24 protein-coding genes and 1 tRNA gene are annotated in these 19,339 nt (G+C 23.2%); 14 read left to right on the forward strand and 11 right to left on the reverse strand.

Translation table 4 applies throughout. The features are described from left to right. Nucleotides 1-12: 12 nt before the first annotated feature. Together AAHM85_RS03425 and AAHM85_RS03430 are read right to left on the reverse strand one after the other, a co-directional pair. A tRNA-Phe gene (locus AAHM85_RS03425) sits at nucleotides 13-88 on the reverse strand. A 128-nt stretch (nucleotides 89-216) separates the two neighbouring features. Next, on the reverse strand, nucleotides 217-477 hold the full coding sequence (locus AAHM85_RS03430; RefSeq protein ID WP_342261000.1) for a hypothetical protein: 261 nt from the start codon (nucleotides 475-477) through the stop codon (nucleotides 217-219). Between the two features lie 166 nt (nucleotides 478-643). Here AAHM85_RS03430 and AAHM85_RS03435 point away from each other — a divergent pair. From AAHM85_RS03435 to AAHM85_RS08450, 7 genes are all read left to right on the forward strand, one after another. Next, nucleotides 644-1,433 (forward strand): IS5 family transposase gene (locus AAHM85_RS03435; protein ID WP_342260572.1). Its coding sequence is split into 2 segments (ribosomal slippage): nucleotides 644-904 and nucleotides 906-1,433, totalling 789 coding nucleotides; the frame shifts between segments, so codons are not numbered across the junction. Nucleotides 1,434-1,489: 56 nt separating this feature from the next. Then, a protein-coding gene (locus tag AAHM85_RS03440) for an IS5 family transposase (protein ID WP_342261001.1) occupies nucleotides 1,490-2,279 on the forward strand; the annotation gives its coding sequence in 2 pieces (ribosomal slippage) (nucleotides 1,490-1,750 and nucleotides 1,752-2,279; 789 coding nt in all). Nucleotides 2,280-2,315: 36 nt separating this feature from the next. Next, nucleotides 2,316-2,552 carry a hypothetical protein gene (locus AAHM85_RS03445; RefSeq protein WP_342261002.1) on the forward strand — a complete coding sequence of 79 codons (237 nt, stop codon included), beginning with the start codon at nucleotides 2,316-2,318 and terminating at the stop codon, nucleotides 2,550-2,552. Nucleotides 2,553-2,584: 32 nt separating this feature from the next. Continuing rightward, the gene (locus AAHM85_RS03450; protein WP_342261003.1) at nucleotides 2,585-3,079 is read left to right on the forward strand and encodes a hypothetical protein; all 495 of its coding nucleotides are present in this window, start codon (nucleotides 2,585-2,587) and stop codon (nucleotides 3,077-3,079) included. Continuing rightward, entirely contained in the window at nucleotides 3,040-3,216 is a 177-nt protein-coding gene (locus AAHM85_RS03455; protein ID WP_342261004.1) for a transposase, read from the forward strand. The genes AAHM85_RS03450 and AAHM85_RS03455 overlap by 40 nt, the downstream gene beginning before the upstream one ends. Continuing rightward, a complete protein-coding gene (locus AAHM85_RS03460) occupies nucleotides 3,197-3,418 on the forward strand; it encodes a transposase (protein WP_342261005.1) in 222 nt (73 codons plus the stop codon). The genes AAHM85_RS03455 and AAHM85_RS03460 overlap by 20 nt, the downstream gene beginning before the upstream one ends. A 986-nt stretch (nucleotides 3,419-4,404) precedes the next feature. Continuing rightward, nucleotides 4,405-4,545, forward strand: coding sequence for a hypothetical protein (locus AAHM85_RS08450; protein ID WP_425289711.1), 141 nt, complete (start codon nucleotides 4,405-4,407; stop codon nucleotides 4,543-4,545). Between the two features lie 177 nt (nucleotides 4,546-4,722). Here the strand turns inward: AAHM85_RS08450 and AAHM85_RS03465 are convergent, their stop codons facing one another. The 7 genes from AAHM85_RS03465 to AAHM85_RS03495 form a co-directional block, all read right to left on the reverse strand. Then, nucleotides 4,723-5,130, reverse strand: a complete 408-nt coding sequence (locus AAHM85_RS03465; protein WP_342261006.1) for a hypothetical protein — start codon at nucleotides 5,128-5,130, stop codon at nucleotides 4,723-4,725. A 309-nt stretch (nucleotides 5,131-5,439) separates the two neighbouring features. Next, on the reverse strand, nucleotides 5,440-6,927 hold the full coding sequence (locus AAHM85_RS03470; RefSeq protein WP_342261007.1) for a VWA domain-containing protein: 1,488 nt from the start codon (nucleotides 6,925-6,927) through the stop codon (nucleotides 5,440-5,442). A 14-nt stretch (nucleotides 6,928-6,941) separates the two neighbouring features. After that, complete coding sequence (locus AAHM85_RS03475; RefSeq protein WP_342261008.1) at nucleotides 6,942-8,519, reverse strand: AAA family ATPase; 1,578 nt, start codon at nucleotides 8,517-8,519, stop codon at nucleotides 6,942-6,944. 22 nt (nucleotides 8,520-8,541) lie between these two features. Beyond that, entirely contained in the window at nucleotides 8,542-9,162 is a 621-nt protein-coding gene (locus AAHM85_RS03480; RefSeq protein WP_342261009.1) for a hypothetical protein, read from the reverse strand. A gap of 270 nt (nucleotides 9,163-9,432) precedes the next feature. Continuing rightward, the gene (locus AAHM85_RS03485) at nucleotides 9,433-9,903 is read right to left on the reverse strand and encodes a hypothetical protein (protein WP_342261010.1); all 471 of its coding nucleotides are present in this window, start codon (nucleotides 9,901-9,903) and stop codon (nucleotides 9,433-9,435) included. 225 nt (nucleotides 9,904-10,128) lie between these two features. Beyond that, complete coding sequence (locus tag AAHM85_RS03490; protein ID WP_342261011.1) at nucleotides 10,129-11,754, reverse strand: hypothetical protein; 1,626 nt, start codon at nucleotides 11,752-11,754, stop codon at nucleotides 10,129-10,131. 22 nt (nucleotides 11,755-11,776) lie between these two features. Next, nucleotides 11,777-12,388 (reverse strand): hypothetical protein, encoded by a 612-nt coding sequence (locus AAHM85_RS03495; protein ID WP_342261012.1) that lies wholly within the window; start codon nucleotides 12,386-12,388, stop codon nucleotides 11,777-11,779. Between the two features lie 333 nt (nucleotides 12,389-12,721). Here AAHM85_RS03495 and AAHM85_RS03500 point away from each other — a divergent pair. Beyond that, nucleotides 12,722-13,842 (forward strand): IS3 family transposase gene (locus AAHM85_RS03500; RefSeq protein WP_425289710.1). Its coding sequence is split into 2 segments (ribosomal slippage): nucleotides 12,722-12,965 and nucleotides 12,965-13,842, totalling 1,122 coding nucleotides; the frame shifts between segments, so codons are not numbered across the junction. Between the two features lie 95 nt (nucleotides 13,843-13,937). Here AAHM85_RS03500 and AAHM85_RS03505 read toward each other — a convergent pair. Continuing rightward, nucleotides 13,938-14,510, reverse strand: a complete 573-nt coding sequence (locus tag AAHM85_RS03505; protein ID WP_342261013.1) for a hypothetical protein — start codon at nucleotides 14,508-14,510, stop codon at nucleotides 13,938-13,940. Between the two features lie 192 nt (nucleotides 14,511-14,702). Between AAHM85_RS03505 and AAHM85_RS03510 the strand changes: the two genes are divergently transcribed. The 6 genes from AAHM85_RS03510 (at nucleotide 14,703) to AAHM85_RS03535 (ending at nucleotide 18,868) form a co-directional block, all read left to right on the forward strand. Continuing rightward, nucleotides 14,703-15,581, forward strand: coding sequence for an IS1595 family transposase (locus AAHM85_RS03510; RefSeq protein WP_342260524.1), 879 nt, complete (start codon nucleotides 14,703-14,705; stop codon nucleotides 15,579-15,581). 60 nt (nucleotides 15,582-15,641) lie between these two features. Beyond that, the gene (locus AAHM85_RS03515; protein WP_342261014.1) at nucleotides 15,642-15,827 is read left to right on the forward strand and encodes a transposase; all 186 of its coding nucleotides are present in this window, start codon (nucleotides 15,642-15,644) and stop codon (nucleotides 15,825-15,827) included. Between the two features lie 60 nt (nucleotides 15,828-15,887). Continuing rightward, a complete protein-coding gene (locus AAHM85_RS03520) occupies nucleotides 15,888-16,235 on the forward strand; it encodes a transposase family protein (protein ID WP_342260488.1) in 348 nt (115 codons plus the stop codon). 4 nt (nucleotides 16,236-16,239) lie between these two features. Then, nucleotides 16,240-16,734, forward strand: a complete 495-nt coding sequence (locus tag AAHM85_RS03525; protein ID WP_342260487.1) for a transposase family protein — start codon at nucleotides 16,240-16,242, stop codon at nucleotides 16,732-16,734. A 436-nt stretch (nucleotides 16,735-17,170) separates the two neighbouring features. Beyond that, nucleotides 17,171-17,833 carry an IS1595 family transposase gene (locus tag AAHM85_RS03530; protein WP_342260980.1) on the forward strand — a complete coding sequence of 221 codons (663 nt, stop codon included), beginning with the start codon at nucleotides 17,171-17,173 and terminating at the stop codon, nucleotides 17,831-17,833. 216 nt (nucleotides 17,834-18,049) lie between these two features. Beyond that, complete coding sequence (locus AAHM85_RS03535; RefSeq protein WP_342261015.1) at nucleotides 18,050-18,868, forward strand: IS3 family transposase; 819 nt, start codon at nucleotides 18,050-18,052, stop codon at nucleotides 18,866-18,868. Here the strand turns inward: AAHM85_RS03535 and AAHM85_RS03540 are convergent. Then, on the reverse strand, nucleotides 18,865-19,134 hold the full coding sequence (locus AAHM85_RS03540; protein WP_342261016.1) for a hypothetical protein: 270 nt from the start codon (nucleotides 19,132-19,134) through the stop codon (nucleotides 18,865-18,867). The two genes, AAHM85_RS03535 and AAHM85_RS03540, sit on opposite strands and share 4 nt — an antisense overlap. Nucleotides 19,135-19,339 lie beyond the last annotated feature (205 nt).

Raw genomic sequence — 19,339 nt, forward strand, 5'->3', positions numbered from 1 at the left:
TATTTTAAATAATGGTGGCTCGAAGCGGATTCGAACCACTGACACTTCGCTCTTCAGGCGAATGCTCTACCAACTGAGCTACCGAGCCATTACCTATACAATAATAGCATATAAAAGTAAAAAATAACAAGGGGTTAAAACTTATTTTTTAATTTATTTAAATATATGTTTTTTTTAGTAAAAAATTAAGCTAATTATAGTTTAATTTTTTACTAATTATCTTCTAATTACATATCTTATTCAACAAGGTTTTTCAGTTTTTGACATTAAGTGATTTGATTCTCTTCTAATTTCTTCTTTTCAATTATTATTTGATAAATCAGTAAACAAATTTTCTTTATCAATATTTGCTTTTAAAAATATATTATTACCAATAATATTTAATGATTCACTTCTTTGAAATTCATGATCGCTGCATACATCATTTATTAAACTTTTGACAATCTCACATAGTTTTTTACACCTATCTAATATCAATTTATATTTTTCATTACCTTTTCATTTTTCAATTAATGATTCACAATTTTCAATAAATTTATCCTATCATTCTTTAAACTCTTCGGAATTAATTGTCTTAGAACCTGTTTAGAATCTTTTAGAGAATAAGGTAAAATTACTATATATTTTAAAATAAGAGGTATATATGCATAAAAATTATCCAAGTCATGTCACTAAAGAACAATTTGAGAACATAAGATTAATTTTAGAAAATGTCAAAAAGAAAACAAAACCAAGAAATTTAGATTTATATGAAGTATTTTGTGCAGTTTTATATGTATTAAAAAGTGGTTGTCAATGAAGAATGTTACCAAAAAATTTTCCAAAATGACAAACTGTATATTATTATTTTCAAATTTGAAGTAAAAATAATGGTAAAGAACCTAGCATATGACAATTAATTTTAAAAAAAATTAGTTAGAAAAGTTCGTATCAATAATCATCGAAAAGAAAAAACCAGTTTTTGTATAATTGATTCACAAAGTGTTAAAAATACAGATACTACTAAAAACAAAGGTTATGATGCTGGTAAAAAGATTTCAGGAATAAAACGTCATATTGCTGTTGATTCTCAAGGTTTACCACATGCAATTTACGTAACTACAGCAGAAAAAACAGATCGTAATAGTGCTATAATAATGATTCAAAATGAAAAAGAAAATCTTTCTACAGTTCAAAAAATAATAGTAGATGCTGGTTATACTGGTGAAAAATTTGCTTCTGCAATCAAAACAATTATAAATGCGAATGTTGAAGTTGTAAAACGTAATGAATTACATTCTTTTGTAGTATTACCAAAAAGATGAGTTGTAGAGCGAAGTTTTGCTTGATTAGAAAAATGTAGAAGATTATGAAAAAATTGTGAAAGAAAATTAAATACTAGTTTACAAATGGTTGTTCTTTCCTTTATTTCAATTTTATTAAAAAGATTCTAAACAGGTTCTTAGAGAATAAGGTAAAATTACTATATATTTTAAAATAAGAGGTATATATGCATAAAAATTATCCAAGTCATGTCACTAAAGAACAATTTGAGAACATAAGATTAATTTTAGAAAATATCAAAAAGAAAACAAAACCAAGAAATTTAGATTTATATGAAGTATTTTGTGCAGTTTTATATGTATTAAAAAGTGGTTGTCAATGAAGAATGTTACCAAAAAATTTTCCAAAATGACAAACTGTATATTATTATTTTCAAATTTGAAGTAAAAATAATGGTAAAGAACCTAGCATATGACAATTAATTTTATAAAAAATTAGTTAGAAAAGTTCCTATCAATAATCATCGAAAAGAAAAAACCATTTTTTGTATAATTTATTCACAAAGTGTTAAAAATACAGATACTACTAAAAACAAAGGTTATGATGCTGGTAAAAAGATTTCAGGAATAAAACGTCATATTGCTGTTGATTCTCAAGGTTTACCACATGCAATTTACGTAACTACAGCAGAAAAAACAGATCGTAATAGTGCTATAATAATGATTCAAAATGAAAAAGAAAATCTTTCTACAGTTCAAAAAATAATAGTAGATGCTGGTTATACTGGTGAAAAATTTACTTCTGCAATCAAAACAATTATAAATGCGAATCTTGAAGTTGTAAAACGTAATGAATTACATTCTTTTGTAGTATTACCAAAAAGATGAGTTGTAGAGCGAAGTTTTGCTTGATTAGAAAAATGTAGAAGATTATGAAAAAATTGTGAAAGAAAATTAAATACTAGTTTACAAATGGTTGTTCTTTCCTTTATTTCAATTTTATTAAAAAGATTCTAAACTGGTTCTAAAAGAAGTAACATTAAAACATCATGTTTGCCTGAAAAAGAATTTTTACAATTAGGTATACAAGAAATCTATACAAGTATTTTTAGTGATGGGTTTACTCAATTAAAAATTTGACAAGAATTAATAAATGATGATAACTTTGATGAAGTTATAAATGAAATGACAAAATTTGAACAATTAGAACAATTTAAAATTAAAATAAACCAGATAAATAACTATTTAGAAAAAAAGGATATTCTGAAGAAAAACAATATAATATTTTAAAAAAACAAACAGACTTCTCCCCACATGTACTTGTGGAGGGAACAATGAAACTGAATGAGTTCAACATTGCTTTTCAAACTGAACAGCAATGTCTTGCATATATAGCAAATTTGAAAGAAAACAAATGTATTAGATGTTCTAGTTTTAATTTGAATACTTCTGATTTAAAAAGAATAAGATGTTTGAAATGTAATCAAACATTTAGTATTCTCACGGGTACCATATTTTCAAGGTCACAAACATCTTTAAGATCATGATTTTACCTCATCTTTAGATGAATAAACACCAAACATGGAATTCCGCCAACTGATGTTTCAAAAGAATTGGGAGTGACCTTAAAAACAGCATGGAGAATGGGTCATAAAATTAGAACACGTATTGCAAAACAAGAACCTCAATTTATTGTTAAAGGCACAGTGCAAATTGATGAAATGTATCTTTCACATATGGCTTTTAAAAAACAAGGAAGATCCTTGAAAATAAAACATTGATTGTTGGCATTTATGAAAAAACAACTAATAATTTAATTGTGAAAGTATTGAAAAATGCAAAGAGTAAAAGTCTTTTGAATTTTGCAAGAAGCCACATTTCTTCAAAATGTCATGTATATACTGATGATTGAAAAGGATATTGCGATTTCAAATTTGGTTTTCCCAAAACATAAAACAGTTAACCATCAAGATGGTTATGTTTCAAAAAGTGGTGTAAATACCAATCAAATTGAATCAGTTTGAAAACATATAAGAAGAACATTTAAAACACATATCAAAGTTGCAAAACATCATGTTTATTTATATGCCAAAGAAGCTGCATATAAATTCAACAAGATACCTAGTTTTGAAATTGTAATGCTATGTTTAATTTAAAAATGTGGGGAGAAGTCCGTAGATACGCTTTTCTCAGCATTTATGTGATAAAATTAAAAAATAGTACATAAAGGGAGAAAAGCGAAAACAAATTATAGAAGAAATAGATTTAACTGTTTTAAATAACCAAAGTAACCAAAAACAAGCGAAAAATAAAGAATTTCATGATGCTTTAGATAATCAACCATGATTTAATTCAGAGGAAATAAATACAATACAATTATCAAGTCAATTTTTAACTAACAAAAATAAAATTTTTAGTAATAAATTAGCATAAAAGTATAAAAAAATTTCTTTATTTACAAATCAAAATATACAATACATAATATATTATGTATTGTATATTTTTGTTTACTTTTGTTCAAATTTATTAATTAATAACTCTATTACTGAACTATTAGAAATACCTAATTTTTTAACAATTTCATCACTCTTAACTTGAATTGTTTTTTTATCAACTACTTTTTTTGGTAACTTCACAGCTAAAGTTTCTAATTTATTAGTCGTTGATTTAGTTCCACTAGCAATTTCATTTAATATTTTTTTGAATTTACTAAATCTGACTAAAATTTTTTGGTATTTGTTAATAACAATGATATTATTTTTGATGATTTATATTACTACTCCCTTTGAATTGACTTGAACATTATCTATTTCGATAAAAATTTTTAAAATTAAGCTATTGGCTACAAGTTTATATCTTTTATACTTATCATCACCTTTTAAATTTGATTTTTTTAAAAGGTTCAACATGAGAAAAAATCAAATGTAAAACTTTTTGTTCTTCTAAAGTTAATTTACTATATTTTCTAACTAATTCATTAGCATACTTAATTGTTACTCCATCATACCTATTTTTTTATTATTTTTGCTTTTTTCCAATTCCACTCATATTAGCTCCTTTAACATTTAAAAAAAATTATTAAAGATAATAATGTTATGCCACATATTGATAATTGTATGTATTTTTATCATTAACCTCATACTTGGAATGTGGTCTAACACATACTCATACAAATCAAAATGGTAAAACTGCCTTAATCTTAATTGCTGATAATAATAATGTAGAGGAAGTTAAGTTTCTAATAGAAAATGGTGCTAAAATTGAATGTATAGATAATTTATAGATAATCTTTGAGAATCAATAAATAAAGTGAATTTAGAAGTGAAAGAATATTTGCAATCATGAATTTTAAACTCAAGTAAAAACGAAATAAATTCACCTAACTCTAGTAACCAACCAACAACAAATAACAAAAAACAAAGTTTACTAATGATCTAATTAAAAATCTAATAAACTTTTATTATTTCTTACCTTTAATATTTCTAACTTCTTTTAATTGTTTTTTTAACATTTTTAATTGTAATTGTAAATCTTCATATGATGGTAAATCATTACTTTTAATTTCTTCTTTTTTGTTTTTACTATAATCATTAGTTTTTTTTGATAATTGTGGAGGATTAACTCATAAATTTTTTAAGCCATATCAAAAAATAGTAAGTAAACTTAAACCAATACCTGCTCAAGGAATTGTTCATAAATCTTTAAAAGGAATAGTTTGAAAATTTCTAATATTAAAGTAATTAAAAAGTACTAATACAAAAAGTATCAATACTAAGGTCATTAATAACATGTGTATAGCAAAAACTGATTTTGAAAAAGGTTTTTTAATAGAAATTAATGGTATTAAATAAGTTAAATTAAAAATCAATAATGTTCCAAAAGTATATAAAGAAACTATACTATCACTAGTCATTAACTGTTTATAAAAACTACTAGTAATTGGTTCTTTATTAACGATTAAAGTAATAATAATAGCAATATTGTTTTTTAATGGAACACCCCAATTAAATAATGGAAAAATTGATAAACTAATTGTTACTGTTAAAACACTAATAATAACTAATGTTTTACTTAAAATTAAACTATTTTTTTCATATTATCCATCTCTCATTATCAGTTTATTTTTTCACTCTAATAATATTTTATAATTATTAAAGCAAAAAAATAACTATCAAAATTAAGATTTATTTTTAATTTTAGATAAATTTAACGCAATTTTTCGCGCAGCAAATGGATCACAAGGATCATAATGTCAATAATTAGTAAAATATTTTTTAAAATTATTAGGCAATGTTGAAGAAGCAATATTAATAGCATGAAAGCGATTAGCTTTTGCTTTTAGTTGTAACATTAAATTAATATTATTTTTAGTAATATTAGCAGATAAAAAATCAGAAACTACCAATAAGTCTGCATTATGATATGTCTTAGATTGCATAATTGTTAAAGCATGACTAATAGCTGGATTAATATTAGTATGTCCTTTAAAACTATGACCTAAAAAATGAATTAGATTGGGAATTGATGAAACTAAATTAGATAAGTCATAAGTTTCAAATTTACCAGAAAAATTGATCATATAGCATGGTCTTTTTTCTTGTAAAGCAATTTTACTAATAGCAAGCGCAATTGATTTTGCAATAATTTCTGGACTATGACTCATCGATTTAGATGTATCAATGCATAAGATAAAAGGACCTTCACTTTCAGGAATTGGTACTTCTACAATTTCTTCAACAAGATGTTCAGTGGCAACTAAATCCATTGATTCAAACTCTGTAATTGCTAACTTTTCTTCAACAAATTTTTTATAAAAAATAGCATTTAACTCTGGAATAGCAAGATTAACTAATTCTAATGGTAATAAATGTTCTAAATCTTTACCCTCGGTAATTCCTACTATTTCTTCAGGCCATTTTCCTAATGGCTTTAATTCATATTCAATTTGTATTTTTTGATGAACTTGCTTTTCTGTTAAACCTGAAATTCCTTTTCAACGACCAAGTAGTCTAGCGATTTCAAGTATAGCTGGATTCTTATTTAAAATTTCACCATATTGTATAATAGTATTTAAATTAATTTTTTTAAAATCATTTAAATCTCCTTCTCAAAATCGTCCAAAAAAATTTCAAGCGAAACCAACAATATTTCTTACTTCATTAATAATTTTAATATTATTACTTCACATTGTTAAGTACTTTTGACGCATTTGCATAGTTTCAAATAATTTATAATTTACAATTCTTTGAACAATTAAGTTTTCTCAATATCTTGTAAAATTATCAAAAGTTAATTTACTATTAAGTTTACGATCTTTAAATTTTTCTTGAAAATAATGAAAATAATTAATCATTGGTGAATCAAGGACTTTTGCCCTAGTGTAAATTTCTTGTCAATTATTTTTTAATCTATCAATACCATTAATCATAACTCAGAAATATAATCGTAATTCTCTTTTAATGATGTGACTAATAATAATATTTTTACTTTTTTCTAAAACTTCATTTAAATAAAAATGACTAATTTGTTGATCAAATTCCGGAGCTAATCAAGGAAAATTTTTTTTAAATCAAGCAAAACTACTTAAATTTGTTTCTGATAAAGACATTTTTTTCAATTTAGTTTCTAAAATTTGTGAAACATGGGATTCAATTAATTGTTCCATAATAATCACCTATCTTAATTAATATCAAAATTATTATTAGTGTCATTAACATTTGGAATAGTTATTGGTGAATCTTCAGTTAGTGATTCTGATGAAAGACTCGTTTCAGTTTCTGCTTCCGGTATTTGTGAAATTTTATCAAAAAATGCCATTTCTAATAGTGATTTAAATTGTTCATCAAAAAATATAGAATCGGTTTTACTTAAACGATGATATTCTTGTTCAAAATGTACTTTTAATTCATTAATTTGTTGCTTTAAATCTTTAATTTGACTATTAATATTTCCAAATTGTGATTTACTATCAGTATTAGTTAATTCAAGTTGAATTATAGAATTATTTGTAATATTTATTAATTCACTAGAATTCTTTAATTGTAGTTCAAACTTCTGATTACCTTCCATTTTACTTAAACTTTTACCATAAAATAATTGAATATTATGACTCTTTTTATTACGTCGTAATAATAACTGAAAATCTTTTCTACTAATAAAACAAATTGGAAATTCATCACTATGTCATAATAAACGATAATATATACCTTTAATTTGTTCAGAAAATGGATTGGAGTAAATAGATGGTTGATTTTGACTATCTTTAATGTTTTCAGCATTATTACTTAATGTTTCCAACTCACTTTCCAGTTCAATCTGATTTTGTTTCAATGTGTAAGTTAAATCTTCACAATATGCTTCATTGAAAAGTTTTGTATATTCTTTTTCTTGATCTTCATTATCTCAAATACAGTAAGGAATAATCAATAAATCAGGCTTATCAGTAGTTGTTCTACCATTATAATAAGCTGAAGCTTTTATTAATTTAGCAATTTTTTTTCATCTTCGATCAGAAATGTAAGCTTTACCATTAGTTGCTTCTGTTAAAATTTTACGAAAACGAGAAATAAAATTTAATGTTACTTTACTTAAAGTAACATTAGTTTCCAATTCTTTTAATCACTTTTCATATTCAGAAGTTTTAATTTGTAATTCAAGCGGAACTTTTACTTCTAAACTAGTAATACTTTCTAACATATCATTAAAATTTTCTTCATTAGTTAAACCATAAACTATCATTCTAATAATAAAACGATCAAATAAAGCTTCTAAACCTTTACCACTTTCTGGCAACTCATTGGAAGCTGAAATTAATAGTTTTAATGGTACTTTGATATCAACACCACCATTACGAAAGATTTTTTCATTAATAATAGTTAGTAATGTATTTTGAATGGAAGGACCAGCTTTTCAAATTTCATCCAAAAAAGCAATATCAACAGCAGGCAAATATTGATCAATAATTCTTACATAGTTACCTTTTAATAAATCTTTGATTGAGATTGGTCCAAAAATTTCTTCTGGATTAGAAAAACGATTCATTAAATATTCAAAATTTCGCCCATCATGAAGCACATATTTAATTCGTCGTGAAATTAATGATTTAGCAATTCCTGGTAATCCTAATAAAAATATTGATTCTCCTGATAATAACGCCAAAATAGCAAGTTTAAAAACAGTTTCTTTTTCATAAACATCAGTGCTAATTACTTTAATTAATTGTTCAATTCGCTTAGAAAGTAAACTATTTGTACTCATTATATTCTCCTTTACTTATTATTTATTCAACACTTAATTCTCTTCTTACATCATCACTTTTAACAATTAATAAACAAGCAGCAATTAATCATAAAACAGTTATTAATAAAACAATAATCATAAATATTGGAACTTCTGCAGAAACAGTTTCATTTACTAATCCATCAACCACTAACAAAATCGTACAAAATACTTCTAAAACTATAAAATAAGCAATTGCTAAAATAATATAAACAATTGATCATCCAAACATAGCACTAGCAGTGCGACCAATCGCTACTGGTAAATAAAATATAAAATTAAATCCCAGAGTTATAATTAAAAATATATAAATTATATAAGTTGGGTTCATGTTACTACCTTTATTACTCAAAATTTGATTAACCAAATTGTTAGCTAAAAAATAAGAAAAAATTAAATGAAGACATGAAACTGCAAGTAACAAAATACGAGCAATATTTTCCATTTTTGAACTTCAGTACATTCTTTTAAATTTAATACTATCACTTAATAACGGATTATAAGTAGTAAAGCGTTGTTCTTCAATATCTTTAAATGATGGATTATCATTATTCGGTTTGATAATACTATTATCAACATTTGACAATGGAGTATTTTTTAAGTCATCTTTTTTTTCTTCCATATATCTAACACCCCTTATTTTTTATTTATATTATAACTTATTTTAGGTATTAAAACTTAATAATAGTATCTGATATAAATAAAAATTATAAGTGTTTAATTTTACAAAATTATCAAATTTAAATTTATTTTTTTAAAATATAATATAGCAAAATTAAATAATTATTAAAAATATTTTTTAAATAAATAAGAAATTATAAATCAATATATAAAATAAAACATTTGTTGATTCACTAAAAATAATACTTAATATATTTTAAAAACAAAATACCTAATGAACATAATAACTGTTAATTATTTCACATTTTTGGATTGCATCTCAAAAATTATTATTTTTTATTTTTACTTTTAAACCAATAATCAAAAAAGTTAATGCAATAGTAAAGAATCCAAAAATTGGAGTTAAAATTATACAAAAAATAACTCCAATTTGTAACTGAACTCAATCATAATAACCATCATAATTATGAACTACTGATGAACATATATTTTCTGCAGAATGATTTAAAATATAATTTACACTTATATAATTTAATAAACTAAATCCATTTGTTATTTCTATTGTTATTTCTACAATAAGTCTTTTTTCTTTATATAATTTAAGATGTTCAAAAAAACTTTTATTAAAATTTGAAAAACCAACTAACATTAAACCAATTACCATAATTAAAATAGTTAAAATAGTTAAAATAAATAAAAATAAAGTTGTTAATTTTAATTTTTTATATTTTTGTAATATCATTTATAATTTTCCTTTCAAAATAAAAACCCATTTGCTTTTATCTCAACAAACAATGGGTTAAAAACTACTATATTTTTTATACATAAAAATAATAACAAATTTATATTAATTTTACAATTAATAACCTATATAATTAAAACTATTTTATATAAGTAGTATGAATATTAAATTATAGTTATCAAAATTTTACCCATTTTCATAAAATCAATACTTATTTTTAAGTATCTAAAATCACTTTACTTTAAAAGTAAAATTAAAACTATGGGGTTTGGGAACATAGTCACTGCTTGTCAAATCTTTTCCAATATGAAATCTAATTTTTTTAATATCATCAGTATTAATAATATCAGTTGCCTTTAATGATAAATTATTACCATCAATGTCTAAAAAAGTAAAAGTAGTTAACTCATTAATTTGCACCTTTAAAGCTTTAACAAAATATCCTTTAAAAGTATCTAGTGATTTAATAACAAGATTTCAATTAGTAGTTGGATCAACCATTGAATCAGGATAATCTAATAAGAAAAAAGTAGAATTATTTTTTGCAAATTGATACATTTCTTGTCAATATTTATTTTCTAAAAAAGTTTCTAGATCACCAATATTAACATAATCATTAACATTCATATTTTCAATACTATTATTTATTGAATTTGAAAATCCAAAATAATGACTCAATTCTTTATATTTAAAATGATTACCACTATTATCACTAGTCAATAATACATATGGAGGGCTATATTTTATTAATGCTTCATCACTATCTGCTGCTTCTTGAATCATACTAAAAGGAACAAAATCAATAGAATTAACTTTAAGATAATCAATAATCTCTTCAATATTTGTTGGTTTTAACTCAATGAAATCATAAACAACATTTGGATTAGAAACATATGTTATATAAAAAGGTTTTAGTGGAAAATTTGAAGAATATGAATAAAGATTAACATATTCTTTCGAACTAGTCACAGCATTACCAACATAATTTAATTCGGGATGATGAACTAATTCAAAATATGGTTTAATAGTAGTTGCATCATTAAAATCAATATTTGCTAAAGGAATTGTTGATATTATTGGATAAAGATGAGTAGCACTAGTAAATTCTTCTTCATAATCATTAATAAATCTATTAATTTCATCTTCGATTGTTTTATAAACAACAGTATTATCAATTTTATCAGCATAATAAAAATTATTTGGTAAATAACCATGTGTTCATTGTTCTTGCAAATAATCATTACCATTTGGAAATTTTCCTGAAATATGCTTACTAAATTTTCCTTCAAATTGATTAAACATCATAAATTTTTCATAAAATTTAGCAGTATTTTTAATTAATGCAATTACTGGTATTTTAAATTCAATAAATGAAGATTGTAACTTTAATTTTAAATCAAATTTAGTAACACCATCAGTTTGAATTAAACTCTTATCTAATTCATCATTACTATTAGGTTTATAAAAAGTGAAATCATAATTAGTAATATTAGTTGGAAAAAAACTATCTCATCAAGATTCTTTTATTAATAAATCAAAAACTTGTTTTTTTGATTCTTCTTCAAAAAATGGCAAACGTAAATTTTTATTACTACTATCAATTGGAACATCATTCATATCAACAATAATTGATTCTTCTGAAATATTTTGTTTAAAATCACCAATATTAAAAGCACTCTGCATAGCAAGAGCAATAAAAAAAGTACTAATTGCTAAACCAATTATCATAATTAAAGAAATAGTTATTGTCAGAAAACTTTTTTTTACTTTTACTGGTTCTACTTTACCAGTAACGTATTTAGTAATATTATTTAGTTTTCTTCAATCATCATTATCTTTCTTTTTAGCCATATATTATTCACCTAAATTTCCATTATCTAAAACTTAATTCATACATTTTAATAATACTTTTAATTAAATATTTTTTATTTTCAATAGTATTTAATCATCAATACAAAATAGCAATTCATCATAATAAAAGTGCTATAACTGCCAAAACCAATACTGTCATTCGATAAGGACTGTCACTATAAAAAAACATAAAAAAACTAATACCAATAATTATTAAATTAACAATAGAACCAAATATTAAAAAAAATAAGCAACTTAAACCAATACCTCTAATAGTTTTAGATAAAAAAACAGGTAAAATCATAATTAAAATTATAAAAGCAAATAAAACAGTAACTAACATTGCTACTACTTTTAATATTGCACTTTGAAAAACTGGTGCTGATGGTATACCAGGAAAATTAGCAACTAATTGACCAAAATCAATGCCATTAAAAAAAATCAAACCAATTCAAAAAAATTGAATAATTAAAATAAATATTCGCGAAAAACCATCACCAAGACTAGTAAAATAAACTCTTGTTAAATTTAAATCTAATAATGAAGGTAAAGGAACTTCCTTTAATTTCTTTAACTCTTTTTGACCAATAAGATTACTTGCAGTTAAAAATTGTTTATCTAATGATTTATCCATATATTTCACCCATCCTATAAAAATAATTATAATGCATTTTATTTAAAAACTATATAGTTAACTTATATTCGAATTTTAAATCTAATAAAATAATCAAATTATTATTTTAAAATAAATACAAACATAATTAATAATATCTATTTTTAACTACAAATAATATGAAAAATAAACAATAATTATTGAAAATTATTGTTTATTTTAATAATATAGTATTGTTTAAATATTTTTCGATTATATGGAATATCCAGAAATACTTGTGGATCGGCTACAATTTATTGGACACTAATTATGTAGACAAATAACAATATTTGTTAAAAGAAAGGAAATATAATTATGGCCAATATTACTTCATATACAGATGAATTTAAAAAACAAATAGTAGCTTTATATCAAAGTGGCAAATCAGTATCTTGTCTTGTTAAAGAGTACAATGTTACAAGAGCAGTTGCATATAAATGAATTAAGCAATTTACTAATTCGGAAAGTTTTAAAACTAAAGATAATCTTTCTGATTTAGAAAAACAATTAATTCAAATGAATAAAGAATTAAAACAATTACGAATGGAAAATGATATTTTAAAGCAAGCAGCACTAATAATAGGCAGAAAGTAGAGATTATTGCAAATAATAAATGAAAATATAAGATTCGCCCAATGTGTCGTTTTTTAAAAATTTCTAAATCAACATATTATTTTAATTTAAAGAAAAAAGAAGATAAAATCAAAAATAATATTTATGATCAAGCTGTTATTAGTGCTTTTAAAGAAAACAAATGTGTTTATGGAACAAGAAGATTAAAAGTCATACTAGAAAAACAAGAAATTTATTTATCAAGAAGAAAAATTAAAAAAATTATGGATAAACATAATTTAATGTCAAAATACACTAAATTATCATTTAAAAATCATCGTAATAAAGTAAATAATGAACAAATCACTAATATTGTTAATAGAAACTTTAATAATAGAATTAAAAATGAGGTGATTGTCAGTGATCTTAGTTATGTTGAAGTTAATGGTAAATGAAACTATATTTGCTTATTAATAGACCTATTTAACCGCGAAATTGTTGGACATAGTGTAGGTACTAAAAAAGATGCATCATTGGTATATCAAGCATTTATGCAATCAAATCGCTGTTTAAAAGATATGCAAATATTTCATAGCGATCGAGGTAACGAATTTAATAATAAAATTATTAACAAACTTTTATTAGCATTCAATATTACCCGCTCTTTAAGTAAAAAAGGTTGTCCTTATGACAATGCTGTTGCTGAAGCAACTTTTAAAACTTTCAAGACTGAATTTATTAATGACAAAAAATTTACATCATTAATACAGTTAAAATTAGAATTATTTGATTATATCAATTGATATAACAATATAAGAATCCACAGCACTTTAAACTACTTAACTCCCATTAAATATCAAGAAAAAATGTCTACCAAAAAATAGTCCTAAAAAGGGTTGCCATTTCACTTGCACTTGCTAATTTTGATTGAGAATCTGATAAATCTATTGAGTTTATTTGTTTTCACTTATCAACTTGATTATTTAGACTTTCTATATTTTCATCACATACAGATAAAACCTATTAAACCTCCAACTAAACAAAGAGGAAAAATAGGCAAAATTCAAAAAGACATTGAAACTAATTTATTATTTTCAACTTGCTCTGACTCTAATCTAAATGTTGCCAATTGTTCTTGATTAAATCATGAAATTTGTTCTTCTGACAGTTCTGTTTTTTGTATCGGAGTTAATAATAGAATTTGTTCTAATGATAATGATTGAATTTCTGATTTTGATAATAATTGCATTGATTTTGAATTAAATTCTTGAACTTGTTTTACTGTTGTTGAATTAACTGTTGTGCTAGTTGTACTATTAAAATACTTATCTATTTTTCCCTCAAAAATTTTTCGTTGTTCTGCTGTAAAAAAATGAATTTGCTCTTCTGTAAAAAATTGAATTTGTTCAGTTGTAAATTTTTCTATTTGTTCTGGTTCAAATTTTGGTATTTGTTCGATTGTGAATGCTTGAATTTGTTTTTCTGTAAATGCTTGAATTTCTTTTTTTGTTAATAATTGAATTTGGTGACTAATATACATTTCTAAATTCAAACGAGTCGAACGTTTTTTCTACTTAAACTTAATGAAGGGCATCAGTCACTTAAGTTTATCAATTAATATTTTCAATCTGTAATATAATTAAACGGAATTTTACGTTTATTGGCAATAACTTATATACATTATTATTTCTGAAAACTATAATTAGATATTAGTAAAATAAAATCTAATTAAAGGTGATTGAAAATGAATATTTTAGACATAATAAATAAATTTCCAAACCAAGAATCTTGTATAAAATTTTTAGAAGAAATAAGATGAAATAACAAACCAAAATGTCTTTTTTGTTTTAGTGAAAAAGTTAACTCTGTTTTAAAAGAGTCGCGTTATAAATGCAAAAAATGTCATAAGTCTTTTAGTGTAACTGCTCAAACTATTTTTCATCATACACGTGTACCACTTCAAAAGTGATTTATTTTAATAGTATTAATGGCTAATGCTAAAAAAAGTTTATCATCATCTCAAGCTTCAAGAGACTTAAATTTACGTTTAGCAACTGTATGAAAAATGATGCATAAAATTAGAAAGGCAATGGCTAATGATGAGATTAAATTATTAGCAAAAATATTAGAGATGGATGAAACATATGTGGGTGGAAAACCGCGTAAATATAATGATGTTGATAATAAAAATAACTCATTACGTGGTAGAGGAACTAGTAAAGAGTGTGTTGTTGGCATTATTGAACGAAATGGTAATGTTAAATTATTTCATGCAAAAAATAAAAGTATTAAATCTGAAGATTTAATGAAAATAGTTAAAGAAAATGTTGATATTAACAATTCTATTCTTTTTACTGATGAATATCGTGGATATTATAAAATGAATAAAATTTTACCACATGAACAAGTTAATCACAAAAAATATTTTTCTTATAATGGTATTCATACAAATACAATAGAAAGTTTTTGAGCAATATTAAAAAGAGGTTTTATCGGCCAATTTCATTGAGTTTCAAAAAAATGACTCCAATCTTATTTAAATGAATTTTGTTTTAAATATAATAACCGTAAAGAAAAAATCACATTTAAAAATATCATAATTAAATTATTTATTAAGAATTAAGTGTTAACCAATAAGCGTAAAATTCCGTAATTAAAAATAATTAATACAGAAGGAGAAATTATGAATTATAAAGTTTATTCAAAAGAAACAAAATTAGCCGTTGTTAATGAGTATTTAGTTGATAAAAAACTAAAAATACATGAAATTCAAGTCAAATATAAATTATCAACTCCAGTATTAATTTATAATTGGGTTAACCAATATCAAATTAAAGGTGAAAATGCATTAGACTTACTGCATAACTAGTTAACTTTTTATTTTTTTGTTATTATTAAAATAAAATTTGAATAGTTAAGGATAAACTTTATGACATATTTTGAATTAAAAGATAAATCTGATCAATATTTTCGTAAAATAGTGGGTATTAATAAACTCGTTTTTAACGAAATTTTAAATATTTTATTAGAACATCAAAAACTCAAAACTACTATTGGTGGAAGGCCATATAAAATGTCAATAGAAGATCGACTAGTAATGAGTTTAAGATATTTATATGAAAATCGTACATATCATAGTATTGGTGCTGAGTATGGTATGGTTGATACTACTGCTTTACGAAATATTCGTTCAATTGAAGATATTTTAATAAAGAATAATAAGTTTAATAATTTAACAAATAAAAATATTTTTTTAAAAAGAAGAATTAAAAAATAAAATTTTGATAATTGATGTAACAGAGGTAGAAACAGAACGACCAAAATATAACCAAAAAGATTGATTTTCTGGTAAAAAATGAATGCATACTGTTAAGTTTCAAACCGTAATTAATGCAAATACTAATGAAATTTTAAATATTTTTTCTGATATTGGTAAAAATCATGATTTTAAAACTTTTAAGAATTCAAAGTTAAAGTTTTTACCAGAAACTATAATTCTTGCAGATAAAGGTTATCAAGGTTTACAAAAAATTCATGCTAATACATTTTTACCCATTAAAATTAGCAAAAATAATCCTAAAACAAATAAAACCAAAATCTTTAATAAGATTATTAATAAAACTCGTAGAAAAATTGAACATGTTTTTGCATTTTTAAAATGTTTTAAGATTATTGGTTATAAATTTAGAAAAGCCAGAAAACGAATATTTTTAAGATTTAATTTAATTGCAGGATTTTATAATTTATCATTAAAACTTAAAAACGTTATGCAGTAAGTCTATTCACCAAAATTTCTAAATCCCAAACTTCTCACAGGATCGATAAGAAAGATATTGAAATTAAACTATTAAACAAAGAAATTGATAAACTTAGAAAACAAGCTTTAAAAGATGAGGTTGAAAAAGAACTTTTAAAGGAGCAATTAGCCTGTGAAAAGAAATTAACAAGGGGAAAAATAGTAAATTATTAAAATATAAGTGTTTTTTAATAGTAGAAAAATATAAGCAAAAAGGTCATCAATTAAATAAAATTATTGTTTACATAGCTATTAGCAAAACAGCATACTATTTATGAGTAAAAAAAGGTAAAAAGCAATATCAATCAAAAATTAACGGAATTTTACGTTTATTGGCAATAACTTATATACATTATTATTTCTGAAAACTATAATTAGATATTAGTAAAATAAAATCTAATTAAAGGTGATTGAAAATGAATATTTTAGACATAATAAATAAATTTCCAAACCAAGAATCTTGTATAAAATTTTTAGAAGAAATAAGATGAAATAACAAACCAAAATGTCTTTTTTGTTTTAGTGAAAAAGTTAACTCTGTTTTAAAAGAGTCGCGTTATAAATGCAAAAAATGTCATAAGTCTTTTAGTGTAACTGCTCAAACTATTTTTCATCATACACGTGTACCACTTCAAAAGTGATTTATTTTAATAGTATTAATGGCTAATGCTAAAAAAAGTTTATCATCATCTCAAGCTTCAAGAGACTTAAATTTACGTTTAGCAACTGTATGAAAAATGATGCATAAAATTAGAAAGGCAATGGCTAATGATGAGATTAAATTATTAGCAAAAATATTAGAGATGGATGAAACATATGTGGGTGGAAAACCGCGTAAATATAATGATGTTGATAATAAAAATAACTCATTACGTGGTAGAGGAACTAGTAAAGAGTGTGTTGTTGGCATTATTGAACGAAATGGTAATGTTAAATTATTTCATGCAAAAAATAAAAGTATTAAATCTGAAGATTTAATGAAAATAGTTAAAGAAAATGTTGATATTAACAATTCTATTCTTTTTACTGATGAATATCGTGGATATTATAAAATGAATAAAATTTTACCACATGAATAAGTTAATCACAAAAAATATTTTTCTTATAATGGTATTCATACAAATACAATAGAAAGTTTTTGAGCAATATTAAAAAGAGGTTTTATCGGCCAATTTCATTGAGTTTCAAAAAAATGACTCCAATCTTATTTAAATGAATTTTGTTTTAAATATAATAACCGTAAAGAAAAAATCACATTTAAAAATATCATAATTAAATTATTTATTAAGAATTAAGTGTTAACCAATAAGCGTAAAATTCCGAAAATTAATGATAATTTGATACAAGCAATAAACAAAATAGTTCTCATTAAAAATGAAAAAAAGTACATTAATATCACTAGTTTTGAAAAAGTAAGATTAGAGTTAAAAATAAAAAATAAAGGTCTTAAATGCAGTAAAACAAGCATAAAACAAATATTAAAAGATAATAATATTAAATTATTATTAGAACCTAAATCAACAAATAGAGTAGTAGAAAATAGTGATTTAAAAAATAATAAAGATTTATTAAAACGTAATTTTTCAAGTAATAACTTTCTTGAAAAAGTTGGTATGGATGGCACATGATTTAAAAATATAATTATTGGTGATAAAAAAACAAAATTATTAGTTGTTTTTGCTACTGATATGTACAGTAATTCAATTGTTGGCTGAAAAATAAACAAAAGTGAAAATGCCAAAACTGTGTTAAATGTGGTTAATCAAATAGAATTAGCGAGTGCTAAACAATGTAATTTTACGACTATTCAATCAGATTTAGGTTCTGCTAATACAAGCGAAATTGTTAGTAAAGTTTTTAATACAAGTACTAATCTAATTCACTCAAAAAGTCTATCAGGTTTTAAAGGTAATCAAGTTAGTGAATGTTTAAATCGTTGAATTAAAAGAGATTTTAAAATGATGTTTGGTAGCACTTTTGAAAGTATGGAAAGTTTTAATAAAATATTAGAAAAATTTGTTAGATATTGAAACAATGATAGAATAGTTATTAGATTGAAAATGCCTCCAAATCAATTTGTACAGATTTGAAGACAAGAAAGTAAACTTATCTAACCAATGCCAATTTGTTTTTTATTAAACACTTTAATATGTTTTTGCGTAAATAATTGTAATTGTTCTGCCGTTAGTAATTGAAGTTGTTCTTTAGAACTCATTTCAATATTATATAAAAAATTTAATGATAATATATTTTTTAAAATTGGTTCATTGATACCATTTTCTAATGTTAATGCATTATTCACTGGTATCAATGTCTCAACATTATTGCTACTTATGATACTTGAAGATGAGTTATTAAAGTTTAATAAATTGTTTGGCATATTTTTGCTCCTTTTTAAAAATTAAAAACTATTATAAAGTAATAGTTAAATTTAAATAAAATTATATTGATTATTTAAATTATACGTGTATTTTAATATTTTTAATTTACTTAATCAATCAAAAACTTTCTTCCATAATGAATAAAATAATTATTAATTACAGCAATAAAAAAAAGAGTAAGACCTTTTACTTACTCTCTAAATT

Source organism: Spiroplasma endosymbiont of Notiophilus biguttatus, from assembly GCF_964030985.1.
Lineage (GTDB): Bacteria > Bacillota_I > Bacilli_A > Mycoplasmatales > VBWQ01 > Spiroplasma_E > Spiroplasma_E ixodetis_A.